Origin of the sequence: Halobacillus sp. ACCC02827 (assembly GCF_030291935.1) — a bacterium.
GTDB lineage: Bacteria > Bacillota > Bacilli > Bacillales > Halobacillaceae > Halobacillus.
The window spans coordinates 1,057,967-1,083,443 of record NZ_CP128168.1 but is presented as its reverse complement, the minus strand read 5'-3'; the positions used below and the strand labels follow the sequence as shown (position 1 = coordinate 1,083,443).

Sequence of the window (25,477 nt, the reverse complement as noted above, 5' to 3'; positions counted from 1 at the left end):
AAGTCAAACTTTGGAGAACTTTGCAAAGTTTTCGCAAACATGGTTTTTGGAGGAATTTGTTTTGACTATAAAGGGCGACTATGCCTAAACTGATAGTACTATAATAATATAGAAGGTGACGTTTATGACTGTACAAATAGTATGTGATTCGGCTGCCGATCTGGACTTGGAAACGACAGACCGTTTATCGATCCACTCCCTGCCTCTGAAGGTTATTATGAACGGCGAGGAATATGAGGACAGAACGTCGATTGAACCAAAAGAAGTTTATGACCGGATGCGCGCGGGGGAATCATTGAAGACAGCGCAGGTATCCCCGCAGGCTTTCCGTGATGCTTTCACCAGCTATGCGGCAGAAGGACAACCATTCATTTATTTCGCTTTCTCATCGGAACTGTCCGGTACCTATCAGACTGCCAAAATGGTCGAACAGGAAGTAAAAGAAGAGTACCCGGAAGCTGTCTTTGATGTCGTAGACACGAAAGCAGCCTCACTCGGCTACGGTCTTGTCATAATGAGAGTGGCCGAACTGGCAAGCGACGGTGCTTCTTATGAAGAAATCCTTAAGACAGGGACATATCACGCCGAGCATATGGAACACATCTTCACGGTTGATGATCTGGAATACCTCCAGCGAGGGGGCCGGGTAAGCCGGACTGCGGCCTTTGTCGGCGGTCTTTTAAAAATCAAGCCGCTCCTCCACATGGAGGATGGGAAGCTGATTCCGCTTGAGAAAATCCGCGGCTCGAAGAAAGTTCTGAAACGAATGTTGGAAGTTATGGATGAACGCGGCGTGGATTTGAGCGGCCAGCGGATCGCCATCAGCCACGGGGACGACGTGGAACGCGCAGAACAGCTTGCTGCTATGATCAAGGAACAGTTCGGTGCCGAAACCATCCATATCGGCTATGTCGGAGCCACGATCGGTGCTCATGCCGGACCTGGAACCATCGCGTTATTTTTCCTGAATGATCGTTATCAATAAACATTCCCTATAAGCGGAGCCTTTAGTCCATGTAACCGGCCCCTGCAGGAAAACAACAGCCGGAAATCAAGTAATATCACTTGGTTTCCGGCTGTTCTCTTGTACTCCCGATATCCAATCGACCTTTGAGCTGATTGATACCCAATTGGGCGATATGATTGTTCGTTTCCAACTTCTCACATGTCAATTGATCTATGAAAAAGACAGAGGATGGATTGGCGCGTCCCCCGGAATTCAAAGCAGCCATTTCCTTTTCCATATCCTCCACACGCTTCATCAATCGATCGATTTCCTGCTCATAAGTGGAAAGGATCTTCGTCAAGTATTCATCTAATGCATTCAGAATATGTTCCGTCTGCACGCCGTTATGATTGATACCCCTGCTGCTTCCCATTCCTGTTTTTGGAGTATGTATAGTTTGTTTAGATTGGGCTGCTTCCAGTTTGGAGATCCTTTTGTTCAAAGCTTCTAATGACAGACTCCCATTATTCATAAAAAGGGATACACCTCCTCTCCAACTATCCTTTCTAAGCGATCATTCGATGGTGATATTTCTATGGGTGTCGGGACTTCTTGGATAATTCAACATCATAAGCCCGTTTATGAAAGTGGCCTTGACCTGTTTATTGTCGATGGTATCCGGTAGTGGAATCGTTTTCTCAAAAGGCCCTAAGGCGCGTTCCTGCTGCACCGGTACGGCCCCTTCAATCGGCAGGTTCACCTGCCCTTTAATGCTCAAATTCGATCCGCTCCCGGATAACTGGATATCTTCTTTCCTAACCCCCGGCATTTCTACAAAGATTATGACATGAGTGTCTGTCATAAAAACATCCGCTGCCGGATAAGAAGACGGGGAGGAGCCCCCTCTATTCTGTATATTTACAAGATCTTCTGCCTGATCCAAGTTGGCCTTCTCGAATATGTGTCCCCAGAATGTGCTGGTCTGGTATTGCTGTGCGACATCCAGCCATTCCTTTAAACGATCCATTTCCACTTGCGCCCTCCCCCTTTCTCATCTCTACAGTTGATTGGTCAAAGGCAGAGACGGGTTGGCATTCTGATCTTGGTCACTTACATCCGGGTCTATGATAGCGTTCGCGTTGCAGGAACTCGTTACCGAACAATCTCCAAGGGAGAAGTTTGCACCATACAGCTTCGTATTCGCCGTGTGGCTGTTATGGACGACCGCTCCGATATCGATATTACCGTTCTGTGTCACACCATTTGTCTTTATATTAAACACACTGATTAAAAAGGGCATTTCCTCGCATCCTTTCCTCGTTATCCTTGAACTGAATTGGTATTGGTCGGGTTTGCAACTTCCCCCATATCGTTCATATCCGGGTCTATAAAGACGTTCTCCATTCCGGATGAAGTCGGGGAGACATCCCCATATGAAGAGTTCTGTCCTTGGGATTTAGTATTGGCCGTTGGAGAATTATGAAAGGCATCACCAATGTTAAAGGAACCGTTACTGGCTATACTGTTGATCTTAATGTTGAAAATGTTAATGAATGACGGCATCGCTATCTCCTCCTGTTCCCTCCGTTACTATCACTATATGCAGCTTTGGGCTATTCGTGTAAAAGAAGACGGAATGACGGAAGTGACTTCCTAAATGAAAAACCGTGGAGTACTCACTCCACGGTTTGATCCTTCCTATTTTTAATACTTATCATCGTGACACTGAATACGAAGATAAGCAGTACTCCTCCGACGAATCCGATGAAAAGCCAATTGTAGCCTTTATCTGCTTCCACCACAAATACGTCCGCCGTCTCCCTCTCCATGCCGATTCGGTAGACGCCGTCCCGCTGTTCCCGGATAATGCCGTCCTCCAGCAGACCGCTCAGCTGCAGACCGCCTTCCAAGTGATCCAGCTCCATCGTCTTCGTAGCTTCTGCATTATTGATGGCTATGATCAGCCGCTCTCCTTCATAGGACCTTTCGTAAACAAGCAGCCCATCTTCGTTATACAGCTCATGAACGCTCCCCTTCGTCAGTGCAGGGAATTCCTCCCTCATGGAATGGAGTTTTTCAATCCGCTGACTGAGGGCTTCTTCTCCTGCTTTAAAATTCATCATGGGAATTTCAGACGGATCCCCACCATCATCCAAAGGGATCTCGCAACCGTAATAAAAGCGCGGCGTGCCAGGAATCGTATAGAGGTACGTCCAGGCAAGCTGGAGCCGGGTAACCGGATTCTGTCCCCCTTCCACCGCTTCATGCGTAAAACGTGACCCGAGGAAGTCATCCAGTTCCCAAATCTGTCCTCCCTCTCCAAGCGCCAGCGGCTCAAGCGACGCTCCCGCCGCTTGGAAAACATCCCGGAGCGTTTGCTGTTCTTCCTTCTCTTCATCGTAAGTTTCTGAGAATACCAGGAGGTCATTTTGAGGAGCAGCTCCCCCGGAAGTAATCAAGCGAAAACCGTCGACATCGGTTTCTTCTTCCCATTTCTTCCATACCTCGCTATAATAATCTGCTACCTCCGGATTGGAAGTATCAAGCTTCGGGAGTCCGTCGAACCAGGAGTCGTCTTCCAGCGTTTCCTCTAGAAACCAGCTGGATTTACGTTGGTCTTCGAGCCACGGGTGAGCGTTACCTACAAAGCCGTACGGCATGTCAAAGATGACCTTCATTCCTTTTTCATGGGCTTCTGTCACCAGCTTTCGCGCGTCTTCCATCGTACCGAAGTGCTCTTCCACCGTCTCATAGTCCGTTACTCCGAAGCCATGAAACCCGTCCGATTCGCTAGACATGATCGGAGATAGCTGAATAGTCGTAAAGCCTAGTTCTTTTATGTAGTCCAACTGGTCTCTTACCCCGGACAAGTCTCCCCCGTGATAGGCGGAAGGGTCCTCCAGGTCCAACTCCCCGTCATTCGCTGTCGATCCGTTCATGAAACGGTCCACCACGATATAATAGATACTTTCCTGCTGCCACTTCTCTTCTGCCTGTACTGTTAAAGCGCTGCCAAAAAACAGCGGGATCAGTAGAAAAGCGATGATCATCCTTTTCATCCGGACGCCTCCTTCCTCTTTTTAGGTTAGCGGTCGCAGTCGTAAAGGTCAATTTATTCTGACAATCTTTTCAAAAAACAAAAAAGCCGCTTGAGACAGCGGCTTACAGTTGAACCTTGTAGGTCCGGAGCCAATGATCGATTTGACATAAGTGCGCGATCAGCTGAGGACCTGTCATCAATTGCCCGAACCACGGTGTATCAATGGATTTCCCTTCCGACTCCTTCAATTTACGTACTTCTTCCCTGTCGAATATGTTGAAGAGAGGAGCACCCTGGTCACTCAGGACATCGTCCATCCATCGGCATACTGCTTTCGTGTAATCCGGGTGGAATGTCTTCGGATACGGATTCTTCTTCCGGAACAAAACCTCATCCGGGAGAATACCTCTCAACGCTTCACGCAGCAATCCTTTCTCCTGATTCTTATAAAACTTCATGCTCCATGGTACATTCCAAACGTATTCCACCAGGCGGTGATCGCTGAACGGAACCCGTACTTCAAGACTCGCCCCCATACTCATCCGGTCTTTCCGTTCAAGCAGCGTCTGCATGAACCAATTCATATTTAAATAGGACATCTCTCTATGTTTGCGGGCACCTTCCGATTCGCCTGCAAGAACCGGCGTTTCCGCAATGGTTTCCTTATATCGTTTGAGCATATACCATTCAATATCAATATCACCTTTAAGATCGCTGCGAACGAGAGAGACGCGTTCATCCAGTGACCGGATCCACGGAAAACCGTTCCGCTCTTTATCTTCTTTCCGATAGAACCAAGGATAACCGCCAAAGATTTCATCCGCACATTCCCCAGACAGCGCCACCGTCACATGGTTCTTAATTTCCTCACAAAACCAAAGGAGAGAAGAATCTACATCGGCCATCCCAGGTAAATCTCTCAACTCAACGGCCCGTTTCAAGCGCCCCACCAAATCCTCTGTTTTCGCTTCCATTACAAGGTGATCGGTGCCGTGACTGTCACGGACCATATTGATGAAGGCTTCATCCCGGTCCGGCTGAAAAGCGTTCTTCTTGAAGAATTTATCCTGGTCTTTATAATCAATCGAGAATGTCTGCAAAGCCCCGCGCCGTTCCTGCTTGTATTGTTCTGCTGCCACCGCTGTAATGGCGCTGGAGTCGACCCCGCCGGACAGGAAGGTTCCAAGCTTCACGTCTGAGATGAGCTGACGTTTGGACGCGTCCATGAATAATTCCCGCACCCGCTCTACCGTCTGTTCGAACGTGTCTTCATGCGGTTCGCTTTTCACGTTCCAATACCGACTGGTCGTGAATCTGCCTTTTTCCCATACGGCACTATGACCGGGGCGGATTTCCTGAATCTCTGTAAATATCCCTTCCCCAGGTGTACGGGACGGTCCAAGGGATAGAATTTCATGTAGGCCGTTTCGATCGACCGTCGGGCGGACGTCGGGATGCGCAAGAATGGCCTTCATTTCCGAAGCGAACAAAACGCCGTTACCTCTGTCACTATAGAACAACGGTTTAACACCGAGACGGTCGCGCGCGAGAAAAAGCCGCTGTCTTTGCCGCTCCCACACACTGAAAGCAAAAATGCCGTTCAAACGATCGACACAATCAGGTCCCCACTCCATGTAACTGACGAGAACGACCTCCGTATCCGAATGGGATGAAAAACTCCACCCGCACGCTTTCAGTTCCCCCCGGACGTCCTCGGTATTATAAAGCTCTCCATTATAGCAGAGAACGAACTCTTCGTCCCTTGCCTTCCGGATCATCGGCTGTTTTCCACCTTGAGGATCGACGACGATCAAACGCTGGTGTCCGAAGGCAGCCGGACCCTCTATCCATTTCTGATAATCATCCGGTCCACGGTGCTCCAGTGTTTTCGCCATATCTTCCAATATCGCTGTTTTACCATCGGTTTTATGTGCTAGATCCACCCATCCGACAATGCCGCACATCTGATCCACCATCCTTTTCATAACATGCGTTCCATATAAAAAAGCATCACAACTCATTCTATGAACACGTCTTACCTGTTATGCGGGAGGAAGGCAGCCTGCTCTGCCGGCAGAAATAAACGTCATAAAACTATTGACAATACAATTGAGAATGATTATCATTATAAGTATCAAGTGATCCCGTTATCCCCCAAGTAACGGAGAACATCAGACAAATAGTTTTGCCCCCTTTTTATAAAAAATAAAACGCTGCCTGCAAATAAGCAGGCAGCGTTATTTTTTTATGCCGGCAGAATTCCCATCGGCAAATAGCCGAATCCGAGAATGATTGCCAGAATGACCGCAAGGACAAGCTGTCCCCACCAGATGCCGGCAGGTTTGCCCTTCGTCGTCTTCACACACGCCATTTCCATCGCCGTAATTGCCCATAAACCTGCAAGTACTTTAATGATAACGAGCGCCCCGTAAACGGAGTAGCTGGCAAACAGCGATCCACCGGAATATAGAATGAGCAGGTAATCCAACCGAAGGATCATATGGGAGATCTTCGCCGCTTTCGCTTTTCCGCTCTTCGTGAATGAAACAACAAGGATGATCAACACGAGTGCGAGTACCCATGAAGTGATATGTAAGTGAGCCATGTTCTTCTCCTCCTTTGCATAAGTATCTATTGCTATGATACCACGATTGTTTCGATATATCCTATCAAAAAGTGTTCCTTTCCCAATTACACTCCCCTCCATTTCGTGCATCCCGCACCCTTTCACAGGACTATTTGACGAAACCTTTCCAATAGTAAGAAAACAGAAAGGAAACCTGTTATAATGATGGAAGATTCAAATGAATTTGGAGGGATAGCATGTCTGTAATCAGTAGTCGTCACATTATTGATCAAACCCAGGAATACGGAGCGAAGAATTATCACCCGCTTCCGATTGTCATCGCAAGAGCCGAAGGCGTATGGGTGGAAGATCCTGAAGGAAATCGTTACATGGATATGTTAAGCGCTTACTCAGCCGTGAACCAGGGACACCGTCACCCGAAAATCATCCAGGCCTTGAATGACCAGGCCGGACGTGTGACGCTCACTTCACGTGCTTTTCATAATGATCAGCTCGGGCCGTGGTACGAGAAGATCTGCAAATTGACGAACAAAGAGATGGCCCTGCCGATGAACACAGGTGCAGAAGCGGTGGAAACAGCGATTAAAGCGGCACGCCGATGGGCTTACGAAGTGAAGAACGTACCCGATAACAAGGCGGAGATTATCGCTTGTACCGGTAACTTCCACGGCCGGACGATGAGCGCCGTTTCTCTCTCATCTGAAGAAGAATACAAGCGTGGTTTCGGTCCGATGCTTCCTGGAATCAAACTGATTCCTTACGGAGATGCGGAAGCTTTAAAAGAAGCGATCACCGAAAATACCGCTGCCTTCCTCTTTGAACCGATTCAAGGGGAAGCCGGTATCGTCATTCCTCCGGAAGGATTCCTAAAAGAAGCGTACGACATCTGCCGGGAAACGAACGTCCTTTACATTGCCGATGAAATCCAGGCAGGTCTTGGACGGAGCGGCAAGACGTTCGCCTGCGACTGGGAGGATGTCACACCGGATATGCTGATTCTCGGTAAAGCACTTGGTGGAGGAGTCTTCCCGATTTCCTGCGTTGTCGCTGACAAAGATGTCCTCGGTGTATTCAACCCAGGCTCGCACGGTTCGACATTCGGAGGAAACCCACTCGCTTGTGCGGTGTCTGTCGCTTCTCTGGAAGTATTGGAAGAAGAGAAACTCGCAGATCGTTCCCTGGAACTCGGCACCTATATGATGAAGGAATTGAAATCAATCGCTAATCCGAAGATCAAAGAAGTTCGCGGAAAAGGGTTATTCATCGGAGTTGAACTGACTGAGCCGGCCCGAAAGTATTGTGAACAGTTGAAAGAAAAAGGGCTGCTGTGCAAAGAAACACATGAGAACGTCATCCGCTTCGCCCCTCCGCTCATTATCGACAAAAAAGATCTGGACTGGGCGATTGAACAGATCAAATCCGTCTTATCCTGATAAAAAAGAGACAGCTCTGATACAGAGCTGTCTCTTTTCATTGTCAAGAACCGTTAAGGCAAGGAATACCATCCATAAGTTAAAGAAACGAATACAGGTGAGACCCAGGAAGAGCCCGGCGATCAGGAATCTTTCTGTCCATCCCCTGCAAAGCACCCCTCTTCTCTCTCCCTTGAACAATTCCCACTTTATTTCACTTCAGAAATCTTCTTCTGCTTCCAGGGAGCTAGAACGATGTCGACAAATAACGTTTCCCGTCGTTCCAATAAAAGACCGGTATTCTCTTGAACATGATATCGGCTTAACCCGATGTCGACATGATAGTTCGAAGAACCGCTGTCATACCTTTCGTATTTCGCTTGAAGTACGACTGCTTTTTCCGTTTCAGGCCACATCGTAGTCGCTCGATCCAGCTCATAAATACCCTCTCCCGAATCTCGTAAAATCAGGAAAACCCGCTCTCCCTCCTTCAACTCTTCTTCCACTTTCCAACGATCCTCAGGAATTGTCTCTACTTCGTATTCGAGTCGTATGTAATCACCGTAAAAAGGATCCCGGGGATCGATCGGCTCGGTTCGCAGGGTAATTTCTTTCCCCCATATGTCCATCGCATAGTAGGAAGCGGACATCGTTGCAAGGAAGAGCACCTGTAGAAGGACCAACGCGTAATACCACTTCCGCTTAGTCATGCTCTACCCCTCCTCTATAAATTGTCCGCCGCTTCTTCTCAAGGAAGAAGCTGAGAGCAAATAAGAGTAATCCTCCCAGGAAGAAGAACAAGGAGCGGTCGAGAAAATTCCATGCCAGTTGAAAATAAGCAACAAGGGTTGCAATCAGGAAAGCCGCCGTACCTTTATTCACCCATCTGGACACTTCCTGCCTGTAGCCTGAGATGAGCCAGAGCAGTGCATAGATGAACAGCAGTCCAAGGGACAGGAAATCACCAAACATAAAGCGGAAGACAGGAACGAAAAGCAGCAAATCAATCCAGTAATAGTTAGTGGAGCTGACAGCCGATCGCACCACTGCAAAGACGAACAGCACCGCCCATACCAAGAAAAAATAAAGGGAAGACTCCGTTAGTTCCCCAACGTACACGTTTCCAAGGAAGAAAGCCTGAAAAACAAGAATAATAAATACAGCCAGAATACTTACGGTCTTCAGTAGATGCTTCGCTCCTTTACGAATAAGAAAGTCACCCGCTACATACAGGAACAAGAACAGTGCAAGCAGCCAGTAGTATGGAATGCCTTCACTGAATACGAGGACGATCGACTGGATGACAAACCCGATACCGAATGCTGCCTGACTCCTCTCCCCCTGCTCCTGGTACACAGCCCATCCTATGCCGAAAAGGAAGAGGACCCCGATCCATAAATGATAGTCCTGATGGAAGAGACCGCTGTATAACTGCCCCACAGAGAGGATGACGAGCGTCGTATAGTAAAACGGCACCTCTCTGAATAAAACATATAAACTGAAGGCGGCGAGACCCCAAAGAAAGAACGGAAGAGCACTATAGGAGCTGTAATGATACATTTGCCCGATTAAGAACAAGCTGGCACCGAAAATCATGACAGCGACAATGATCAATGACGTTCCGATCTGCTTCGATCTTTTATGATAAACCTGCTCACCCGCCACATAAAAACCGAGCAGCGAAACGATTAAAATGGCCATCCTGCCGATATTCGTCAAGTAAGACCAATTGGAGGCCACGAATGTCAAGAAGCCGAGTCCGATGAAAATGGCTGCAAAAAGGACAAGTATCGGTTTACTCTGCTTTTTCGGATAAAGCCCCATTAGTTGTTCCCGTTGACTTTCTGTGATAATGGACTGCTCCACCCATTTCTTACTTTCTTTATTAAGCTGTTCCCGGTTCATCCCTAACGCCCCCTTCTCCTATGAAGTTGCGGAACCTTTCCGCTTCAACGTTTGTTTCTTTCCGTACGTCCCTGTTCTCCATACCCACTCCAGAGGTCCGTAACGAAATTTCTTCATCCACGCCCTGCTGAGAAAGATTTGGACGATGAAGAACGCCGCGACGATCAGCGCGCTCTCAAACGGCGGAACGGTCCCGTACAGACCGAAGCCTACGGAATAAAAAAGCACGAAACTGAGGAGCGATTGGAGGATATAGTTGGACAGGGACATCCTCCCCACCCAAGTCAGCGGCCTTGCTATTTTCGCACCGAACTCCGTCCGGAACAGTAGTGTAATAGATAAAATATAAAAAATGGCAGATGCCGATCCGCCGATACTGTCCTGCGCAAGGTGGAACCATTCCGGGTTACCAAAGAAATGTGGTACCGCCTTGAACAAAAAGAAGATCACTCCCGTCGCCGCCCATAAACGAATGATGGAAGCCATGTGGTCCAGAGGCTCATGCAGGAAGCGCTTTCTGCAGACATACATGCCGAAGAGAAACATCGGAATTAAACTGAGAGCGAGAAAAGGAATATTTCCCCATTGATTAGCATACGCCCAATCGCTCCAGTTCTGCCGCCATATGTCCGGAAAGGAACCAGACCCATAATTCATTTTTGCTTCCACGATCGCTTCTTGATTAACGATACCCTGGATTTGATCCCTTACGGTGTAGAGGCTGAATGTGAGCGGAATAACGAGGAAGGACAGCATTCCAAATGCCCAGTGGAGCAGTGTCCGGTCTTCCACACGGAAAAAGAAGAGAAGCACCATGCCGAGTACCCCGTAAGAAAGAAGGATATCTCCGTGCCAAATAAGGAAGGCATGAATCATCCCAAAGCAGATCAAGACGACCAGACGGCGGAAAAGGACAGAACGATAGGCGAGCCCCCTCGACTCCAATCGGTCCTTCATCATCTGCATGCCAAAGCCGAACAGAAAGGAAAACAATGTGTAGAAGCTTGCTTGAAAGAAGATATCGATGAACGTCTGTACCGAATGGCTGAGCGTCGAAGACCAATAAACTGCTTCGCCTCCATACAGGAAGTATGGAGCATTGAAAGCAGGTACATTGACCATGAAGATACCGAAAATGGCAAGACCTCTGGCCGCATCGACCCAATCCAGACGTTCGGTGTCATGTAAAGGTGAAGCGGTCGTTTTCATATGTATTCCCCCTATGAAGATTATTTTACTTTTATTACGTCATTTAGACAACGACGTTTCATAATATGTGGAAAGGAGTTTTTTCATATGCCAGCTAAAGTAGGTGCCGTCAAAGTCATATCCATTTCGTCATCCAGTATTTTCAACATCGGCGATGTGTACAACATGGCTCCTCAAGCCATGGCTAAAACATTTGCCGGCGGCGGTTCGTTCAACACCGGTGACGGGATCCGCATCGATTTGAACAGCGCCAATACGTATATCAACGACTCGGAAGTAATCGATCAGCCGATCTTTAACAACGCATAGGGGGGATTCCATGAACCTTACCGTCCATCAATCGATCTATATCCATATATTAAGAATCGGCTCTGTCTCGAACTCCTCGGTCGTCCAGATAGGAAGCTCCGGCGTCATTCAGGCGAAGGCCGATCTTTATAACTCCGGGAAGTTTACCTCTCCTGCTCAGGAAGCCCAGCCGGTCGAAGGAGAAGTCGTCATTCCAGAAACAGCAGCAGGGTCGCTGGTTCCATTTTCCATAACATAGTACGTCCCTTTTTCTCATACATATGAGACAGGGGGTGAACGCATATGAATCCTTATCAATCATGGCAGGCGTGGGTCCAGCAGATGATGCAGCAGATGGAACAACAGCAGAAGGTGATCGAACAACTCCAGAAACAGGTGGAACAAATGAAAGACACGGATCCCCCACCGAAAACCGTCATTGAAAAAATCGAATACCACTTCGACCAATTGAAAATCGAGACGTTGGAAGGCACTCTCCAGATCGGCCTGACGCCAAACGGGTCCGACCTTTCTGATATCGGCGACCTTTACAGCAATCCACAACACCAGGCGCTTCAATCGGATGAGCAAGTACTTCATGCCCTGCAGAATTATATGGCTTCCGATGTTCCGCCATGGATGGACCAATATATATGCGATCACAACGTCCCTATCCGGGAAGACCATAAGGAACGAATGATCACAGATATAAAGAAACAGCTGCCTAGACGGCTGGAAAGCTATCGCAGCCACAATCCACAGCTTCCTGCAGAGACGATCTATCACCAGATCAAAACAGAAATTCAGGAGTCTATGGCTCAATATTTCCAAACACTTGAAGGGGATGATAAACCGTGAACCATGTTGTGCACAACTACGGCCTGCATGTCGGGAACATCCATGTGACAGGTGTCTCGGCATCTTCCGTCTTTCTGATCGGGGATAACAAAACGATCCGCCTCCAGTCTTTCTTCGATACACCACCAGAATCGCTGATTATCGGTCCATTCGAAGAGGTACTGGAAGACTCCAACGTAGAGATGGAACCGAATGGTTAAGAGAATGGTCTTTACGGATGAGGTAGAGGTGCTTTCCGTGTTAATCTCCTCTGTTTTTGAAATTGGGGACGTCTACCGATTTGCCCCCTTTTCCAAAGTACTGGCTGTCCAAAAAGAGGGATCGGTATTTCAATCGGATCCATTCCGCTATGAAGATTTCTCCATCTTTGCCAGAGAGTCTTCCCCGCCTCTCCCTCCCGTAGACATCGACACGTATCATTACCCAACCGGATCGATACACGTCGATCGTATACGAATCATTGGGGTTTCCACCGCATCGGCACTGCAAATCGGCGGTATTGACCATATTGACTCTGTCAACTACACTAAGCACTTCCGTATTCTGTTAGACGAACGTTAACAGCCCACCCTGCATATTGTAGATATATAACGCAGGAATCGCACCACGAAGGAGGCGATTGCGATGCCGGCTATCGTCGGTCCCATCAGTATCAACAGCGTCGGCGGAGGCGTAGTCAACTTTGGAGATTCGTTTTATCTGTCTCCGAAAAGCAGTTCCAAAACGAATTCCGGTTCCGGAGCACTGAATACCGGAAACTGGATCATTACGAACAACGGTCTGAGCTCTACGAACCCATTTGACCCGGACGTTAACGACCAGAATATTACAGCCAACGCGTAGAAGCGACCCACACGAGAGCGAGCAGCGCTCGCCCTTCTACCAGGAAAAGCCAGGGCGAAACGCCCTGGCTTTTCCTTTTCCGCATAGAGGTAATGTCGTCTACTTCCGCCTCCGTCGGTTGGATTTTCTTGTGGTGATTCTTTTCTCCGGGTCCTGCTTCTGCACCCAGCGGATATATTTCTGCATATCCGGATGATCCTTCAGCCTCTCCAACGAATGATAGAAGCCTGCCAGTTCCTCATTAGTGAAATGGGCATGAATTTGACGGTGACAGGCACTGCACAGCATGACCGTCGGACCATCTGTGCCTCCATATTGTTTCGGGACCAGATGGTGTTCCGTTGTCTTCACCGGAGAGCGGCCGCACAAATCACAGGTCTCCTCCATCAGCATCGACCTCCACGACAAGCGACTTGTCAAAGAAGTAAAGACAAGCTTTGTGTACTTTCTGCTTCCATATTTTCTCCAAAGCGGTACGATATAATCCCAGCTGCGTCCGGTAACGATCGGCCATCTGTTTTTCGGCAGCGAGCGGATCGTCCGGTAGCTTGTCTGATTTATAGTCGAGGATCATCCAACCATCTTTGTAAGGGACAATCGCATCGATGACCCCCTGGATAAATACCTGTTCCTCTGCACCTGCGTCCCATTCTTTGTAAACCTCTCCTGCAGGTAAAGTCAAACTGAACGGCACCTCCCGTTCTACGCTTTCCGCCTGGAGAAGAAACGCACCGACATCCGTTTGAAAGAAATCAGCAATCGCGGCGAAGTCGACCGCTTCCGCCTCTTCCCTGCGAAGAATTTCTTTGTCGACCAATTTTTCTGTATATTCCTCCACTTGAAGCGGTGTCCATACCTTTGTCAGCGGGAGGTGCTGCATCACCGCGTGCATCGCTGTTCCGCGTTCTGCAGCCGTCAGCGTTTGTTCTTCCTGCATGAAGCGCGGGCGTTTTACAATCGGTGGACGATAGGGGACGAGCAGCTGGTCGCTCGAATATTCGTCCAACGTTTCCCGCTGCCGTTTGATTTCCGTTACCGTCTGCTTCGCCCTTGTATAAGCGGCTTTTTCATGAGGATAGACGAAATTCAACCGTTCAGTAAGGTTGTCGCCACTCTCTTCCATGGCAACCGGCTGCCACTCCTCCACCGCTTTCTTGAGTACTTCATCCCTCTGCTCCTTCACCTCATCAAGCTCGGAGAATTCACTTCCGTGTGCAATTTGTACACGCCACTGGGAATTATCATAGCGTATCTCATCCGCTGTCGATACGCCGACTTCCCCGCGCAGCTCATCTGCAGCATCGTGCCGGATAAGGGCCGGCCCTACCCAGTCCAAATAGGATTTCGCAGCCAAACGTTCATGCGGAGGAAGCGTCCAGCCTTTCACCTCCGTAAATTCCTGCCATTTCGTCTGTTTTTTCTCAAAAGAGGCGACGTTACCGACCATGACAAGCTTCTCTTTTGCCCTTGTCAGTGCAACGTACAGGACACGCATCTCCTCTGCGAGGAGCTCCCTGCGCTTCGCCTCCTTCAACGCATGATAAGCAAGCGTCGGATACATGATCCGCTTAGCCGGATCGATATAGCGGGATCCAAATCCGTAATCCTTGTGAAGCAGATAGCGGTTCTTAAGGTCCATCATGTTGAACTGCTTATCCATTGCTCCAAGAATGACGACAGGAAATTCCAGCCCTTTACTTTTGTGAATCGTCATGATGCGGACGACATCCTCCTGCTCCCCGAGTGCCTTGGCTGCACCCAGATCGTCGCCCCGCTCTTCCATCCGCTCAATAAACCGCAGAAATCGGAACAATCCACGGAAGGACGTCGTCTCATAACTTCTTGCCCGGTCATAAAGAGCACGGAGGTTCGCCTGACGCTGACGACCTCCCGGGATTCCTCCGACAAAATCATAGTATCCGGTTTCCCGGAAAACTGCCCAAATTAATTCGGACAAGGCTCCTTGACGCGCTTGTTCCCGGAAACGCTTCAGCTGGGTCATAAACGCATCAATTTTCCGACCGAGCTCATCTTTTTCCACATAGGCTTTCAAAGCTTCATAGTACGTACTGCGCTTCTTCGCAAGCCTGATCCGGGCAAGGTCGTCTTCATTCAGTCCGACAAGCGGCGACTTCAGGACGGAGGCGAGCGGAATATCCTGCATCGGGTTATCGATAACTTTCAAAAGGCTGAGCATCACTTTTATTTCAATGGCCTCAAAATAGCCTGTTGATAATTCTGCATAAATCGGGATTCCCTGCTGCTTCAACTCGTCAACAATGGTCGGTGCCCACGTCATCGAACGCATTAGAATGACAATATCCCTGTATTGGATCGGCCGCTTCGTTCCTGATTCCTTATCAACGACTTGAAGCGGTTCATCTCCGTCATAACCGAGCCATTTCCGAATCATCTTTCCATAGGCACGGGCTTCCAGTTGAGCCTTCTCCAAATCTTTGTACCCCTCATCCTCCACGCCATCTCCTTCCTGGGATTCGCGGTCAATCAGGAAAAGCTCAGCATCGGCATCGTCGGCTGTCAGTTCGTCATAAATGGCGTTACTGTAAATGAGTTCGGCATCCTTCTCATACTCCATTTCCCCGACTTCCTCATCCAATACCTGCCGGAAGATGTAGTTCGTCGCATCCAGCACCTGCTTCCTGCTTCGGAAGTTACGTGCAAGATCAATTCGCTCTCCTTCTGACTCTTCCGTTCCATACTTTTTGTATTTGTTGAGGAATAAGGCCGGTTCGGCATGCCGGAATCGGTAAATGCTCTGTTTGACATCTCCGACCATGAACAAGTGCCCCGCTTCGTCCCCCTCCGTAAGAAGGCGAAGCAGCGTTTCCTGAACGAGGTTCGTATCCTGATATTCATCAATCAGCACTTCCGTATACTGGCGCTGGAAGCTTTCGGCTACACTGGAAGCGACGAGACGATCCGGTGATGCCTCTTCATGAAGCAGAATGTTGAGACAGTAATGCTCCAAATCCGAAAAGTCCACGAGCGCCTGTTCCTTCTTCCTCTGTTCGTATCCTGCTTTAAAGTCTTTTACGATCACAGCAAGCTGTTCCATGACAGGATAGAGAGCCTGCATATCTTTCAAATAGCTGTCGAGCGTCCGGGAAAACCACTCATCCCGCAGGTCATTCCATCGTTTCTTATAGCGGTCCCGCACCTTTTTCGCCTTTTCCTTCTTGGCAGGGTCGCAGTCCATTTTTTTACGGGAGAGCGCCGCGAACTTTTGGTCGCTCATGAAGCGCTGCATCTCCTCCCACGAATGGGCAAGCGCCCCTTTGGCGTGCTGGATCAACTCCAAATCTGTATCTGCCGTTTCTCCATAGGCGGACGGCCCATCCGGCTCCCTCGTCAACTCCACCAGAAGAAGGGCTTCTTCCTCCATCGCTTTCAGCTGACTGACGACTTCCTGTTTCAACAGTTCAAGCCAAGGCAGATCCGCTTCGGATTCTACATTCTTTACATCGTACATGCGGACCATGTCATCAAGCCATTCCTCCGGCCAGGGGTTCTGGGTCGCGAATGTATAAAGATCCAGAATCAGTGTCTCCATGTCCAAGTCGCTTCGATCACTGGAGAAACGCTCGACGATATCGAAGAACTTGTCCTGTTCTTCTCCTTCTTTCCCATACCACTCTTCAAACAGCTCCTCAAGCACCTCCTGCTGAATCATATCCGCTTCTACTGTATCCGCAATTCGGAATCCGGGATCAAGATCCAGCATATAAGCATAGCGGCGGACGACGTCCATACAAAAGGAGTGAAGCGTCGAAATCGATGCATTCTGTAACAGCGCGAGTTGCTTTTTCAAATGATTGGACCCGGGGTTCGCCTCCAACGCCTTCGCAAGCGCCTGCCCGACCCTGTTACGCATTTCCTGCGCTGCCGCATTCGTGAATGTAACGACTAAGAGCGAGTCAATATCGACAGGACGCTCTGCATGCAGGAGCTTCTGGATAATCCTCTCAACGAGTACCGCCGTCTTTCCTGAACCTGCAGCCGCAGAGACGAGGATATCCGAACCGTGTGTGTAGATGGCACGTTCCTGTTCTTTTGTCCAGCTGACCATCACTCATCCCCCCCTTTCTTCCTTAATCTCTCCAGTACATCATCATCCTTCATATCCTGAAGTTTACGGTACTGGTGTTCTTCCATCGACGGATCGAACTGACACACGGAGCGGTAGGAACAGAACTCACAGGCGACCTGTTGATTTTTCTGGAAAGGATCAAGGTCGACTCTGCCGTCGGTAATCTTCGTTCCTGCTTCCACCATTAATCCCCGAATATAGTTCTTCAACTGCTCGAATCGTTCGGCGTCCGCCGTCTGCGAACTCTTATAGAATCCGCCGTTCGCCTTCAACGCAGCAGGTACAATCTGGCTGTAGCCTTTCTCAAGTCCCGTATCCATCATCTGGACGACCCGTTCATTTTCAAGCAGAAGACCCTGCATCTTAAACTTCTTGAAAATCTCTTCTTCGATTTTCTCATCCTGCAGCAGCTGTTTGCCTGTGATCATCGGATTATGAACGTGGAAATAAAGCACTCCGGCAGGCGTCGCCTGCATGCCGAGCCAGTTCTCCGCATTCGTCAATACAACGTCCAGATAAGCCAGCATCTGCAGAGACAACCCATAGAAAACATCGACGAGGTTCAGTCCTTTGCTGCTTGATTTATAGTCGATAATGCGTAAATAAAGGTCTTCTTCCGAGAGGGCTTTATCGACCCTGTCGATCCGTCCTCTCAGCATCAAGTCGAAACCGTTCGGAAGCTGGAAGTTAAGCGGCGGGAGCTTGGCATCTCCACCGGTACCAAACCCGAGTTCTAAACCGACCGGAGAGAAGTTGCTTTTTCTCGCCTGCTCGCTGAGCACAAATGCCGCGCGGGCGATGACCTGCTCCAGCTTCTTCTGAATATACTGATAGCGGTTCGAGCTGCGCAGAATCTGATTTTGCAGAATCGGAGCAAGCTGTTGGGTCGCCTGGGCAGCATACTGGTCTGTTTCCATGCGGTTCAATTGGGCAAAGTCGCGCCCCTCCGACTGCACCCACTCTGTGATCTGTTTCAGCGCCTCATGAAACAATTGACCGATATCCGGCGCATCCAGTTTATAGGTGCGCCGTTCGTCCAACTGAAGACTATGCTGGGCGAAGTATTGGTAGGAACAACGGTGATAGGTCTCCAGACGGGACACGCTCGTCTTCACCGTCTTCTCGAATAACTGCTTCGTCGTCTCCTTGGCCAAATCGACCGGTTTATTTTTATAGAACAAGCTCTGCAGCACTCTGTTTGTCAGACCATGTGCCGGTTCGTTTTCCATATACCAATGGAGCACATCCCACCAGACAGGCTGCATGACATATCCCTTTAAATAGCGGGAGAACTGCGAGGTGAGCGCAGACCGGGTCTTGGCCGGATTTGTGATGAAGCGGGTCGCATCATACAAATCATCCGGGTCCTGAAGAAGGACATGCTCCCGGCAGGATGGAAACAGTTCTTCCATACGTTGTATGAGCGTGGCGGGAACTTTCGACTTCCCTTCTTCATTGCTTAACGGATAGCTGATCCACAGCTTGTCTCGTGCCATCGTCAATGCCAAATACACATAAAAACGATCATCAAGGAGCTGGCGATTGCTGCCGTCTGCGAGCTTCAGTCCGAATCCAGCCAGCAAGGAGCGTTCCTCTTCAGATATCATCCCATCGCTCGGCGGCTTCATCGGCCACATACCATCGGTCACACCAAGCAGGAAAGCGGCTTTGATACCTGTCATCCTTGACCGGTCCACACTACCTACGATGACATGATCCATACTCGGCGGGACATGAGCGAAGTTCAGCGACTCCAGTCCGCTTTCCATTGTACTGCGGAAGACCTGAAGAGACATTTTCTCCTCTCCTGCCATTTCCACCATTTCATCGAGCAATTGCAAAAAAGCATCCCACACCTGCCCCTGCTCGCGGCCTCTCTCCAGCTCCCCGGATTCATCATAGAAATCGCGCCATTTCTCAAGACGTGCCGGCACTCCGGTCCTTTCCAGCCATAAATAAATCGCCCGGGCGCGCTCTTCGATTGTCTCCGCCGCCCGCAGACTCTCATCGAATTCCTGAAGACCGGAACGGACTTGTTCACGGTAGGCGTTGATGCGCGCCTGCTTCTCCTTTTCTTCATCCGTCTGAGACGTTTGCTCAAAACCACGGAACCGCTGGTACACCCATGGGTTATCGGAAAACCACTGCGTCCTGGAACGGATCCCGTATTCCAGCACATAGTTCTCCAGCTCATCAATGGCATCTTCCGAAAGCGGATATTTCCGGTCCGTCGCCGGGATGAAACCTGTTTTAAGAAGCCGGAAGACCGCATCATAGCGGAAATTCCCTTCTACGACATCGAGGCCCGAGCGAATGAATTCCATCATCGGGTGATTGAGCATCGTTCGTTTCTCGTCGATGAAGACCGGGATTTCATAGTCATCAAACAGCGTTTCAATAACGCTGTGATATACCTCCGGCTCCCGCATGAGGATGGCGATATCTTTGTAGCGGTAGCCTTGGTCGCGAACGAGGTGAAGGATCTCCTGGGCCACACCCTCCACCTCCGCACGGGGATGGACCGCTTCTGCAAGCTTGATCGGCACTTCTCCCTCGAAGGCGTGTGCCGGACGCTTATCGTAAAACTCTTCTAAATGAAGAAAGGCCGGCTGTTCCTTCATCCTTCCGACTTTATGATCTAGGATTTCCACACCTTCCACCTTTGCCCCCGTTTCTTCTGCGAGAGCTTTCAAATCTAAATACGTCTGCTTCGTTTCGTGGAAAAGATCGAGCTCAGGATTCTGCTCGTCCTCCGGAACCTCTGTCGTGAGGGTGACATGGACGGTCTTCACTTTATCTAAGAGAGCAGCAATTACTCCGTACTCCTGAGGCGTGAAGCTGTGGAACCCGTCGATGTACACATCCGCCTCATCCAAGAACGAAGCGCCCGGAACTTTGGAAGCAAGCAGCTCCAACTGATCTTCACTGTCTATGTACGTATCACGGAGTGCATCAACAAGACGATCATAAATATATGTCAGGTCCTCCAGTTTGTCGCGAAGCCCCTGCTCCTGGCTCGTACGATGGACAAATTGATCCAGAGCTTCCATTTGATTCTGCAAGTCCCCGGGCATGATCCGGTAGCGTTTGAATTCCGTGATCATCGTTTCCAGCTGTTCAATGAACCCCTGTTTTTCCACAGCTTTCTGAAACACCCGCCAATCCGATGTCCGCTCTTCGACGATTTTCCGCAGCATCATCTGGACCCCGGTCGAGGTGATGAATTTCTTCGTGCCGCCGCCTGTTTCCTGAAGAACGCGCCAAGCCAGACGGGAGAAGCTGAACACTTGGGCACGTATCGATCCTTCCACTCCCTCCCGTTTTAACAGTCCGTATTCCTGCTGGAACGTCATCTGCTCCGGGACGATGTACACGATCGCCCGTCCGGTCGGGTCTTTTTTTAATTTTTCTTCGATTTCCGCAAGACAGCGGCTGCTCTTCCCTGCTCCTGAACGTCCGAGCAAAAAACGTATTCCCATCCGATTTCTCCCCTTTTTGTTTTTTTATATGTTATGTCTCATTTTATCATTTCCCCGGCATGTATGAGGCCTGGAGCGCTCATCCACGACACAAAAAAAGGAACCGCCGATAAAGGCAGTCCCTTGAAGCCTGTCAAAATTGCACTCCCAGCTGATTGAAAGGCCAGTAACGGACATCGACCTTTCCGACCACCTGCCTTACTGGAACAAAACCGAAGTAACGGCTGTCCAAGCTGTCGCGCCGATTGTCTCCCATCACAAATATGTGACCATCCGGCACCTTCTTTTCCCCCGTCACTTCTTCAAGCGTGAAGTCCTCCGTAAACGGCATTCCGTCATGTGGACGCAGTGGATCGAGATACCCTTCATCCATTCTCTTTCCGTTAATGTACAGTTGATCATCCCTGACAGCAACCTCATCTCCGGCAACACCAATCACACGCTTCACATAATCTTCTTCGGCATTCGCGTGAAATACAATGACCTGCTGTCTGCCTACATCACTCCAGTCGTAGACTACTTTATTCACCATCAACAGATTGCCGTCATAGAGCGTCGGTTCCATTGATTCCCCGTCTACGATGTAGCTTGCGAACAAATAGTTTCGGAAGACGAAGGCCAGTACCAGTGCGAGAAGTACGATCCGGATAGCTCTGCGGTATTTTCTCATCCTCTGATCCTCCAGGTAGTTATACTACAAACATTCTACCCTTACGAGAATGAAAATAACCTCAGCGGTATGTTTTTTCGTCCATCTTCTTCTGGATTCTCTTCTCGAGGTATTTCCCGAGGATCCAGAAGAGAAGGATACATACACCTACGACAATCGATTTCATAGGATTCTGCGCGAACGAGGCTATGCTTGCACCAATATAGGATATGGTAAAGATCATCACGGATTTCCCCAGCAGAACAGCGAGTATGAATTGCTGCTTACTGACGTTTGACAGTCCCGACACAATATTGATGATCGAGGATGGTGAGAATGGGAAACACATGAGAAGAAACAACGGACCGAACCCGTGCTCCTCTACCCATCGAACGACCTTCCTGACCTGTTTCTGGTTCGTGATCTTTTGAAAAACACGCTTGTCCCCTAGCCGTCTGAAAATGAGGAAGACCCCTATAGATCCAAGAACAGCACCAAGCCAAGAGTACAGGAATCCCTTGAACAACCCGTACACCACCGAATTAGCCAATACAAATGCAACCAGCGGAAGAAAAGGCAAAAATGCCTCCAGCAGTGGAAATAAGATCCCCGGCACCGGACCGAACTTCTCCAACCCTTCCAGCTGCCTGATGATATAATCGAATAATTGATCGTTCTCAGCAAGGTTGCGCCACTGATCGATCTTTCCCGTCACACTATTCATGTTGCAGCTCCTTATGTACCTGCCTTCGATGCAGTCTTTATTTTCTATTTTAACCAAAAAGACCGCTCTCCGCCAGAACTCAACGTATTCCCCGCCCCTGTAATCCCATTTTTAATTCCATTTTATTCCTCTCCCAAAAACCCGCTTGCATAATTACAGGTCCAGCGTGGTATAATACAAATAAGAACAAACGTTCGCTTTTCGGAGGGGAATGGAATGAGGTATTTGAAACAACAAGAACTGGATCTCGCATCCCGCTACTTATTTCTATCTATGGCGATCACCGTGATCCGGCAGGACAGAAAACATGTGGAGCAGGGGAAATTCAAAATCAAAGAGCCTTACATGGAGATGCTTGGAAAGATGGAGGTGGAAGCACGGAAAGAGCGGAAGGAATTGAGAAAGCAGATGGACCAGCGGAATCTGCAGGTCGTGGAATCCGGACGTAATGATTCCTTCACTTCCTTCCTGTTCCTTGCCCACGGGTATGAAGAGAAACGAAACTACTTCAACCCGGCTATAAGGAAAAAGGTCGAGAATATCCTATTTGAACTTATGAGAAGGTCTCAGCAATCCGGTCAGCCTGGCGGAACCGGTCCTGCAGGATAACCTGCAGATGGGCGGCGCGCTGAATCTGATTGGCAAACATCCCATAAGATACAGGCAGATTCACGGATTCTCCATTTGTAAAATGGACCGTAATCGTATGGTCGGGTTCAGAAACGTAGGTGAGGACGTATTTGTGGGCAATCCAGGTGCAATCCTTGCGTTTTGGGGAAATAATAGGGAAGAAGTAAATGCTCATGGCTTCGGAAACCACAATCGGGGGTTTATGCGTGTAATTGGTCACCTGCTTTGTCCCGGCAAGACGTCCTTCCAGACTGCTTGCAAAATATCGACAGGAATCATCAACGATATCGCTCGGGCACTTGGTCATATCAAACCTGTCTCCAAGCTCGAGCACTTCCGTGTAGACTTGTCCATCCTCGTTTTCTTTTGCAAGCAGCGCCATCGTGTGGGAATTGATTTCATAATCTTCCATTCGAATATACGTCATCCAATTCAATCCTTTCCATTCAAGTTGCGGTCGTCCATCCACATAGGTCGAACTGACCGCTTATCTTCTTCAATTTACCAAAAATAGTCCGAAAAGTCTAAACTTTCTCGAAAAATGTTTTTTTCACTCTGTTATACTACAATTATTGATCTTTCCATTTGCTTTTCCTTCTTCTTCTGAAGAACGGGCCTCCTGACCGAAGCCGGGGTTAAGTAAGGTGAAGAATTCAAGCTCCGGCTGAAGCTTTTGTTTTTCTTTCTGTCTGTCATTTTCCAACATGATCATCCCCTCTATCTCGCTAACTGCGCCATCCATCGCCGCCTTTTCCAAATCGATCCGCTCCAAAACCAAATCCAAGGAGGATTTATTATGTGGAACCGCAAAAAGAAACAGACCGGCGGAAAAGAGCCGGAACAAAAAGACCTATCCATTCATGATATCCGGAAAGCCGTCCATTCCTATGCCGACGCGAAACCGAAAGAAGTGCCGCTCAGCGTGCTCATCCAGGATGATTTAACACTGGATTATGAGCTGCTCTTCCCCTACCTGCACGCTGTCCCTAAAGACACGTTTTACATGTCACGCGAAACATATCAACTGTTCGAGGAGCAGGATAAGGACCTGGCTCATGACATTGACATGGTCCAGCATGCCCTGGATCTCTATATGAAGCAGACACAGGAGCTTCCCATCATCGATGGAGATCCATATAAACGGATAAGTTATTATAAGCTGGAGAGACTCGGCCTGTTACCGTATCGTCCGGAAAGGGATTTCTATCTGACAAAAGAGGAATATATGATCACCTATCAAAAACCGGGGGGATGAATGATCTGGATAAAAAAAAGACCAATGCTCACGTGAGCATTGGCAAAAAGAGACGACTGGTTAACTTTTGAGTGAGGGAATAAATTGTTTGAAAAAGTTCTTTTGAGAGGAAAGCACTTTTTCAACGCTGCACTCATCAGTAAGCAAGTTACTGACCTATTTATGACAACCAATCATAAATAGTTGAGATAAATAAGCATCAGCGCTTATCTGATTCTATTGTAATATATTCTTTCTCCTATATCACCGAAAAAAAGTTGCGGTATTCCGCAAATCCATTGCGAATTTTCAAATAAATTACAACCGAATACCCACTTACCTATCCGCCCTCAGGCACCGATGACCTGGTCCTGTTCGCGTTTCAATTCCGCTTCCTGCTGTTCGTATTGCTGATGGAGAGATTCTAGTTCTGCAACAGCTGCATACGTCCTGCTTCGTAAATCTTCTACTTCTTTCTGGGATGCTTGAATTTTATTTTGGACGAACCAATCAACGACCAGACTGTCAAAGAAGTAGTCAGCTGCAGCCCATCCGCTGGAAACTTCCAATTTCACTTCATAATGGTCGTGAAGATCGTCAAGCTCATTTGCGAATGTCCGCAAATATTGTTGCGCTGTTCGGATGTAGCGATCCGCATCATCCAGTTCGGAATGTTTGACGGCGGTTGTCCAAAAACCGCCGCCAACCATATCGAGTACGCCCCAGTTCTCTGCTGATGACAGAGAAGTTGCAGCTTCGTCCAACGCCGAACCCGCCTGCTTTCCTGCCGTTACAGCTTCCTCTATTTCCACAAGTTCTGCTTGAAGGAAAGAACGCTGGTTTCCAAGCTCTATTATTTTTCTTCCTTTTTGACTGCCTTTTTTAATCAAATTTGCTTTTTTCTCCTGGTAACAGCGATCGTACTCCCTCTCAGGATTTCCAAGTGCAGAGATGGCGGCTTCCATCCCGGAAATCTCCCGCTGAATCTCTTTAACCGCCTGTTTTACCTCCCTCCACTTAAGACGCGCTTCGACAACCTCACGCTTTTCTTTCTCCATCCGTTCCAGCTTTCTTCCACTCACGGTAACGAAGAGGTTCATTAGACTCATCTTCTCGAGTTTCTCTACGTCTTCCTCCTCTTCTTGCAGCTTATGCCGGAGTGCCTCCTCCTTAAGCCGAAGCGCCTCCGCTTCTGCGATTCGTTTCTCCCTTTTACGCTCCAGCTGATCTTTTTCGTACATCTTCTTCTTTGCATCCATCAGCAAATCATGTAATTCTGCCATTCCAGTCACCTTCCTTTTTATCTCTTCTACCTTTTACGAGGGATGATAGCTTTTGGTTCCCATTTTATGTCATACAAAATAATCACGGAAGGCCAATTCCTCCAGAAGGTGGAAGGAAAGCGGGCAGACTCCAGCAGGATCAGCGCAACAGGTGAGCCCCTGGAAGCGCGACGCGATGGAGACTCATCGGCCACCCAGGCGGAAAGTGTCCTTTTTCCGGATCCCGCTGCTCCTCTCCATAAAAACAGCCAACCAAAAAGACGCTTTCTTAGAAAACGTCCT

28 protein-coding genes are annotated in these 25,477 nt (G+C 48.8%); 10 read left to right on the top strand and 18 right to left on the bottom strand.

The window, feature by feature from the left end; all coding sequences use genetic code 11:
• Nucleotides 1–124: 124 nt before the first annotated feature.
• Entirely contained in the window at nt 125–985 is an 861-nt protein-coding gene (locus tag QRD89_RS05625) for a DegV family protein (protein WP_062512892.1), read from the top strand.
• Between the two features lie 76 nt (nt 986–1,061).
• On the opposite strand, the gene QRD89_RS05620 is transcribed toward QRD89_RS05625, so the two are convergent.
• The 7 genes from QRD89_RS05620 to QRD89_RS05590 form a co-directional block, all read right to left on the bottom strand.
• On the bottom strand, nt 1,062–1,478 hold the full coding sequence (locus QRD89_RS05620) for a hypothetical protein (RefSeq protein ID WP_026578356.1): 417 nt from the start codon (nt 1,476–1,478) through the stop codon (nt 1,062–1,064).
• Between the two features lie 42 nt (nt 1,479–1,520).
• On the bottom strand, nt 1,521–1,973 hold the full coding sequence (locus QRD89_RS05615; RefSeq protein ID WP_236096556.1) for an Hsp20/alpha crystallin family protein: 453 nt from the start codon (nt 1,971–1,973) through the stop codon (nt 1,521–1,523).
• Nucleotides 1,974–2,003: 30 nt separating this feature from the next.
• Nucleotides 2,004–2,246 carry a spore germination protein gene (locus QRD89_RS05610; RefSeq protein ID WP_026578354.1) on the bottom strand — a complete coding sequence of 81 codons (243 nt, stop codon included), beginning with the start codon at nt 2,244–2,246 and terminating at the stop codon, nt 2,004–2,006.
• A gap of 20 nt (nt 2,247–2,266) precedes the next feature.
• Entirely contained in the window at nt 2,267–2,509 is a 243-nt protein-coding gene (locus QRD89_RS05605) for a spore germination protein (protein WP_286096474.1), read from the bottom strand.
• Nucleotides 2,510–2,622: 113 nt separating this feature from the next.
• Nucleotides 2,623–4,005, bottom strand: a complete 1,383-nt coding sequence (locus tag QRD89_RS05600) for an alpha-amylase family glycosyl hydrolase (RefSeq protein WP_286096473.1) — start codon at nt 4,003–4,005, stop codon at nt 2,623–2,625.
• 103 nt (nt 4,006–4,108) lie between these two features.
• On the bottom strand, nt 4,109–5,950 hold the full coding sequence (asnB, locus tag QRD89_RS05595; RefSeq protein WP_286096856.1) for an asparagine synthase (glutamine-hydrolyzing): 1,842 nt from the start codon (nt 5,948–5,950) through the stop codon (nt 4,109–4,111).
• A gap of 281 nt (nt 5,951–6,231) precedes the next feature.
• The gene (locus QRD89_RS05590; protein WP_008638804.1) at nt 6,232–6,591 is read right to left on the bottom strand and encodes a YisL family protein; all 360 of its coding nucleotides are present in this window, start codon (nt 6,589–6,591) and stop codon (nt 6,232–6,234) included.
• A 218-nt stretch (nt 6,592–6,809) separates the two neighbouring features.
• Between QRD89_RS05590 and QRD89_RS05585 the strand changes: the two genes are divergently transcribed.
• The gene (locus QRD89_RS05585; RefSeq protein ID WP_286096472.1) at nt 6,810–8,006 is read left to right on the top strand and encodes an ornithine--oxo-acid transaminase; all 1,197 of its coding nucleotides are present in this window, start codon (nt 6,810–6,812) and stop codon (nt 8,004–8,006) included.
• Nucleotides 8,007–8,194: 188 nt separating this feature from the next.
• On the opposite strand, the gene QRD89_RS05580 is transcribed toward QRD89_RS05585, so the two are convergent.
• Genes QRD89_RS05580 through QRD89_RS05570 form a run of 3 tightly spaced genes read right to left on the bottom strand, consistent with a single transcriptional unit; the run spans nt 8,195 to nt 11,099 of the window.
• Nucleotides 8,195–8,695: a GDYXXLXY domain-containing protein gene (locus QRD89_RS05580; protein ID WP_026578350.1), complete on the bottom strand. Its 501-nt coding sequence runs from the start codon at nt 8,693–8,695 to the stop codon at nt 8,195–8,197.
• Nucleotides 8,688–9,890 carry a DUF2157 domain-containing protein gene (locus QRD89_RS05575; protein ID WP_286096471.1) on the bottom strand — a complete coding sequence of 401 codons (1,203 nt, stop codon included), beginning with the start codon at nt 9,888–9,890 and terminating at the stop codon, nt 8,688–8,690. Before QRD89_RS05575 ends, QRD89_RS05580 begins: the two co-directional genes overlap by 8 nt.
• Nucleotides 9,891–9,908: 18 nt before the next feature.
• A complete protein-coding gene (locus QRD89_RS05570; RefSeq protein ID WP_286096470.1) occupies nt 9,909–11,099 on the bottom strand; it encodes a DUF418 domain-containing protein in 1,191 nt (396 codons plus the stop codon).
• An 87-nt stretch (nt 11,100–11,186) separates the two neighbouring features.
• On the opposite strand from QRD89_RS05570, the gene QRD89_RS05565 reads away from it, so the two are divergent.
• The 6 genes from QRD89_RS05565 (at nt 11,187) to QRD89_RS05540 (ending at nt 13,088) form a co-directional block, all read left to right on the top strand.
• Nucleotides 11,187–11,408 carry a spore germination protein gene (locus QRD89_RS05565; RefSeq protein ID WP_008638811.1) on the top strand — a complete coding sequence of 74 codons (222 nt, stop codon included), beginning with the start codon at nt 11,187–11,189 and terminating at the stop codon, nt 11,406–11,408.
• Between the two features lie 10 nt (nt 11,409–11,418).
• On the top strand, nt 11,419–11,646 hold the full coding sequence (locus QRD89_RS05560) for a spore germination protein GerPB (protein WP_062512877.1): 228 nt from the start codon (nt 11,419–11,421) through the stop codon (nt 11,644–11,646).
• Nucleotides 11,647–11,690: 44 nt separating this feature from the next.
• The gene (gerPC, locus tag QRD89_RS05555) at nt 11,691–12,245 is read left to right on the top strand and encodes a spore germination protein GerPC (protein ID WP_008638814.1); all 555 of its coding nucleotides are present in this window, start codon (nt 11,691–11,693) and stop codon (nt 12,243–12,245) included.
• A complete protein-coding gene (locus tag QRD89_RS05550) occupies nt 12,242–12,445 on the top strand; it encodes a spore germination protein GerPD (RefSeq protein WP_008638815.1) in 204 nt (67 codons plus the stop codon). The genes gerPC and QRD89_RS05550 overlap by 4 nt, the downstream gene beginning before the upstream one ends.
• Nucleotides 12,438–12,806 (top strand): spore germination protein GerPE, encoded by a 369-nt coding sequence (locus QRD89_RS05545; protein ID WP_062512875.1) that lies wholly within the window; start codon nt 12,438–12,440, stop codon nt 12,804–12,806. The genes QRD89_RS05550 and QRD89_RS05545 overlap by 8 nt, the downstream gene beginning before the upstream one ends.
• A gap of 63 nt (nt 12,807–12,869) precedes the next feature.
• The gene (locus tag QRD89_RS05540; RefSeq protein WP_008638817.1) at nt 12,870–13,088 is read left to right on the top strand and encodes a spore germination protein; all 219 of its coding nucleotides are present in this window, start codon (nt 12,870–12,872) and stop codon (nt 13,086–13,088) included.
• Nucleotides 13,089–13,187: 99 nt separating this feature from the next.
• Here QRD89_RS05540 and QRD89_RS05535 read toward each other — a convergent pair whose 3' ends face one another.
• From QRD89_RS05535 to QRD89_RS05515, 5 genes are all read right to left on the bottom strand, one after another.
• Nucleotides 13,188–13,475: an HNH endonuclease gene (locus QRD89_RS05535; protein ID WP_008638821.1), complete on the bottom strand. Its 288-nt coding sequence runs from the start codon at nt 13,473–13,475 to the stop codon at nt 13,188–13,190.
• On the bottom strand, nt 13,459–17,175 hold the full coding sequence (gene addA, locus QRD89_RS05530; RefSeq protein WP_286096469.1) for a helicase-exonuclease AddAB subunit AddA: 3,717 nt from the start codon (nt 17,173–17,175) through the stop codon (nt 13,459–13,461). Before addA ends, QRD89_RS05535 begins: the two co-directional genes overlap by 17 nt.
• On the bottom strand, nt 17,175–20,675 hold the full coding sequence (gene addB, locus QRD89_RS05525; RefSeq protein WP_286096468.1) for a helicase-exonuclease AddAB subunit AddB: 3,501 nt from the start codon (nt 20,673–20,675) through the stop codon (nt 17,175–17,177). The genes addA and addB overlap by 1 nt, the downstream gene beginning before the upstream one ends.
• Before the next feature lie 133 nt (nt 20,676–20,808).
• The gene (gene lepB, locus QRD89_RS05520) at nt 20,809–21,345 is read right to left on the bottom strand and encodes a signal peptidase I (RefSeq protein WP_008638835.1); all 537 of its coding nucleotides are present in this window, start codon (nt 21,343–21,345) and stop codon (nt 20,809–20,811) included.
• A gap of 61 nt (nt 21,346–21,406) precedes the next feature.
• The gene (locus QRD89_RS05515) at nt 21,407–22,048 is read right to left on the bottom strand and encodes a TVP38/TMEM64 family protein (RefSeq protein ID WP_008638837.1); all 642 of its coding nucleotides are present in this window, start codon (nt 22,046–22,048) and stop codon (nt 21,407–21,409) included.
• Nucleotides 22,049–22,264: 216 nt separating this feature from the next.
• Between QRD89_RS05515 and QRD89_RS05510 the strand changes: the two genes are divergently transcribed.
• Nucleotides 22,265–22,657 (top strand): YhjD family protein, encoded by a 393-nt coding sequence (locus QRD89_RS05510; protein WP_008638839.1) that lies wholly within the window; start codon nt 22,265–22,267, stop codon nt 22,655–22,657.
• On the opposite strand, the gene QRD89_RS05505 is transcribed toward QRD89_RS05510, so the two are convergent.
• Nucleotides 22,602–23,105, bottom strand: coding sequence for a competence protein ComK (locus QRD89_RS05505; RefSeq protein ID WP_152413409.1), 504 nt, complete (start codon nt 23,103–23,105; stop codon nt 22,602–22,604). The two genes, QRD89_RS05510 and QRD89_RS05505, sit on opposite strands and share 56 nt — an antisense overlap.
• Before the next feature lie 123 nt (nt 23,106–23,228).
• Nucleotides 23,229–23,450 carry a hypothetical protein gene (locus tag QRD89_RS05500; RefSeq protein ID WP_152413410.1) on the bottom strand — a complete coding sequence of 74 codons (222 nt, stop codon included), beginning with the start codon at nt 23,448–23,450 and terminating at the stop codon, nt 23,229–23,231.
• A 24-nt stretch (nt 23,451–23,474) separates the two neighbouring features.
• Here QRD89_RS05500 and QRD89_RS05495 point away from each other — a divergent pair, with 24 nt between their 5' ends.
• On the top strand, nt 23,475–23,933 hold the full coding sequence (locus tag QRD89_RS05495) for a DUF3939 domain-containing protein (protein WP_026578345.1): 459 nt from the start codon (nt 23,475–23,477) through the stop codon (nt 23,931–23,933).
• Nucleotides 23,934–24,262: 329 nt separating this feature from the next.
• Here QRD89_RS05495 and QRD89_RS05490 read toward each other — a convergent pair whose 3' ends face one another.
• Nucleotides 24,263–25,195, bottom strand: a complete 933-nt coding sequence (locus QRD89_RS05490) for a hypothetical protein (RefSeq protein ID WP_286096467.1) — start codon at nt 25,193–25,195, stop codon at nt 24,263–24,265.
• Nucleotides 25,196–25,477 lie beyond the last annotated feature (282 nt).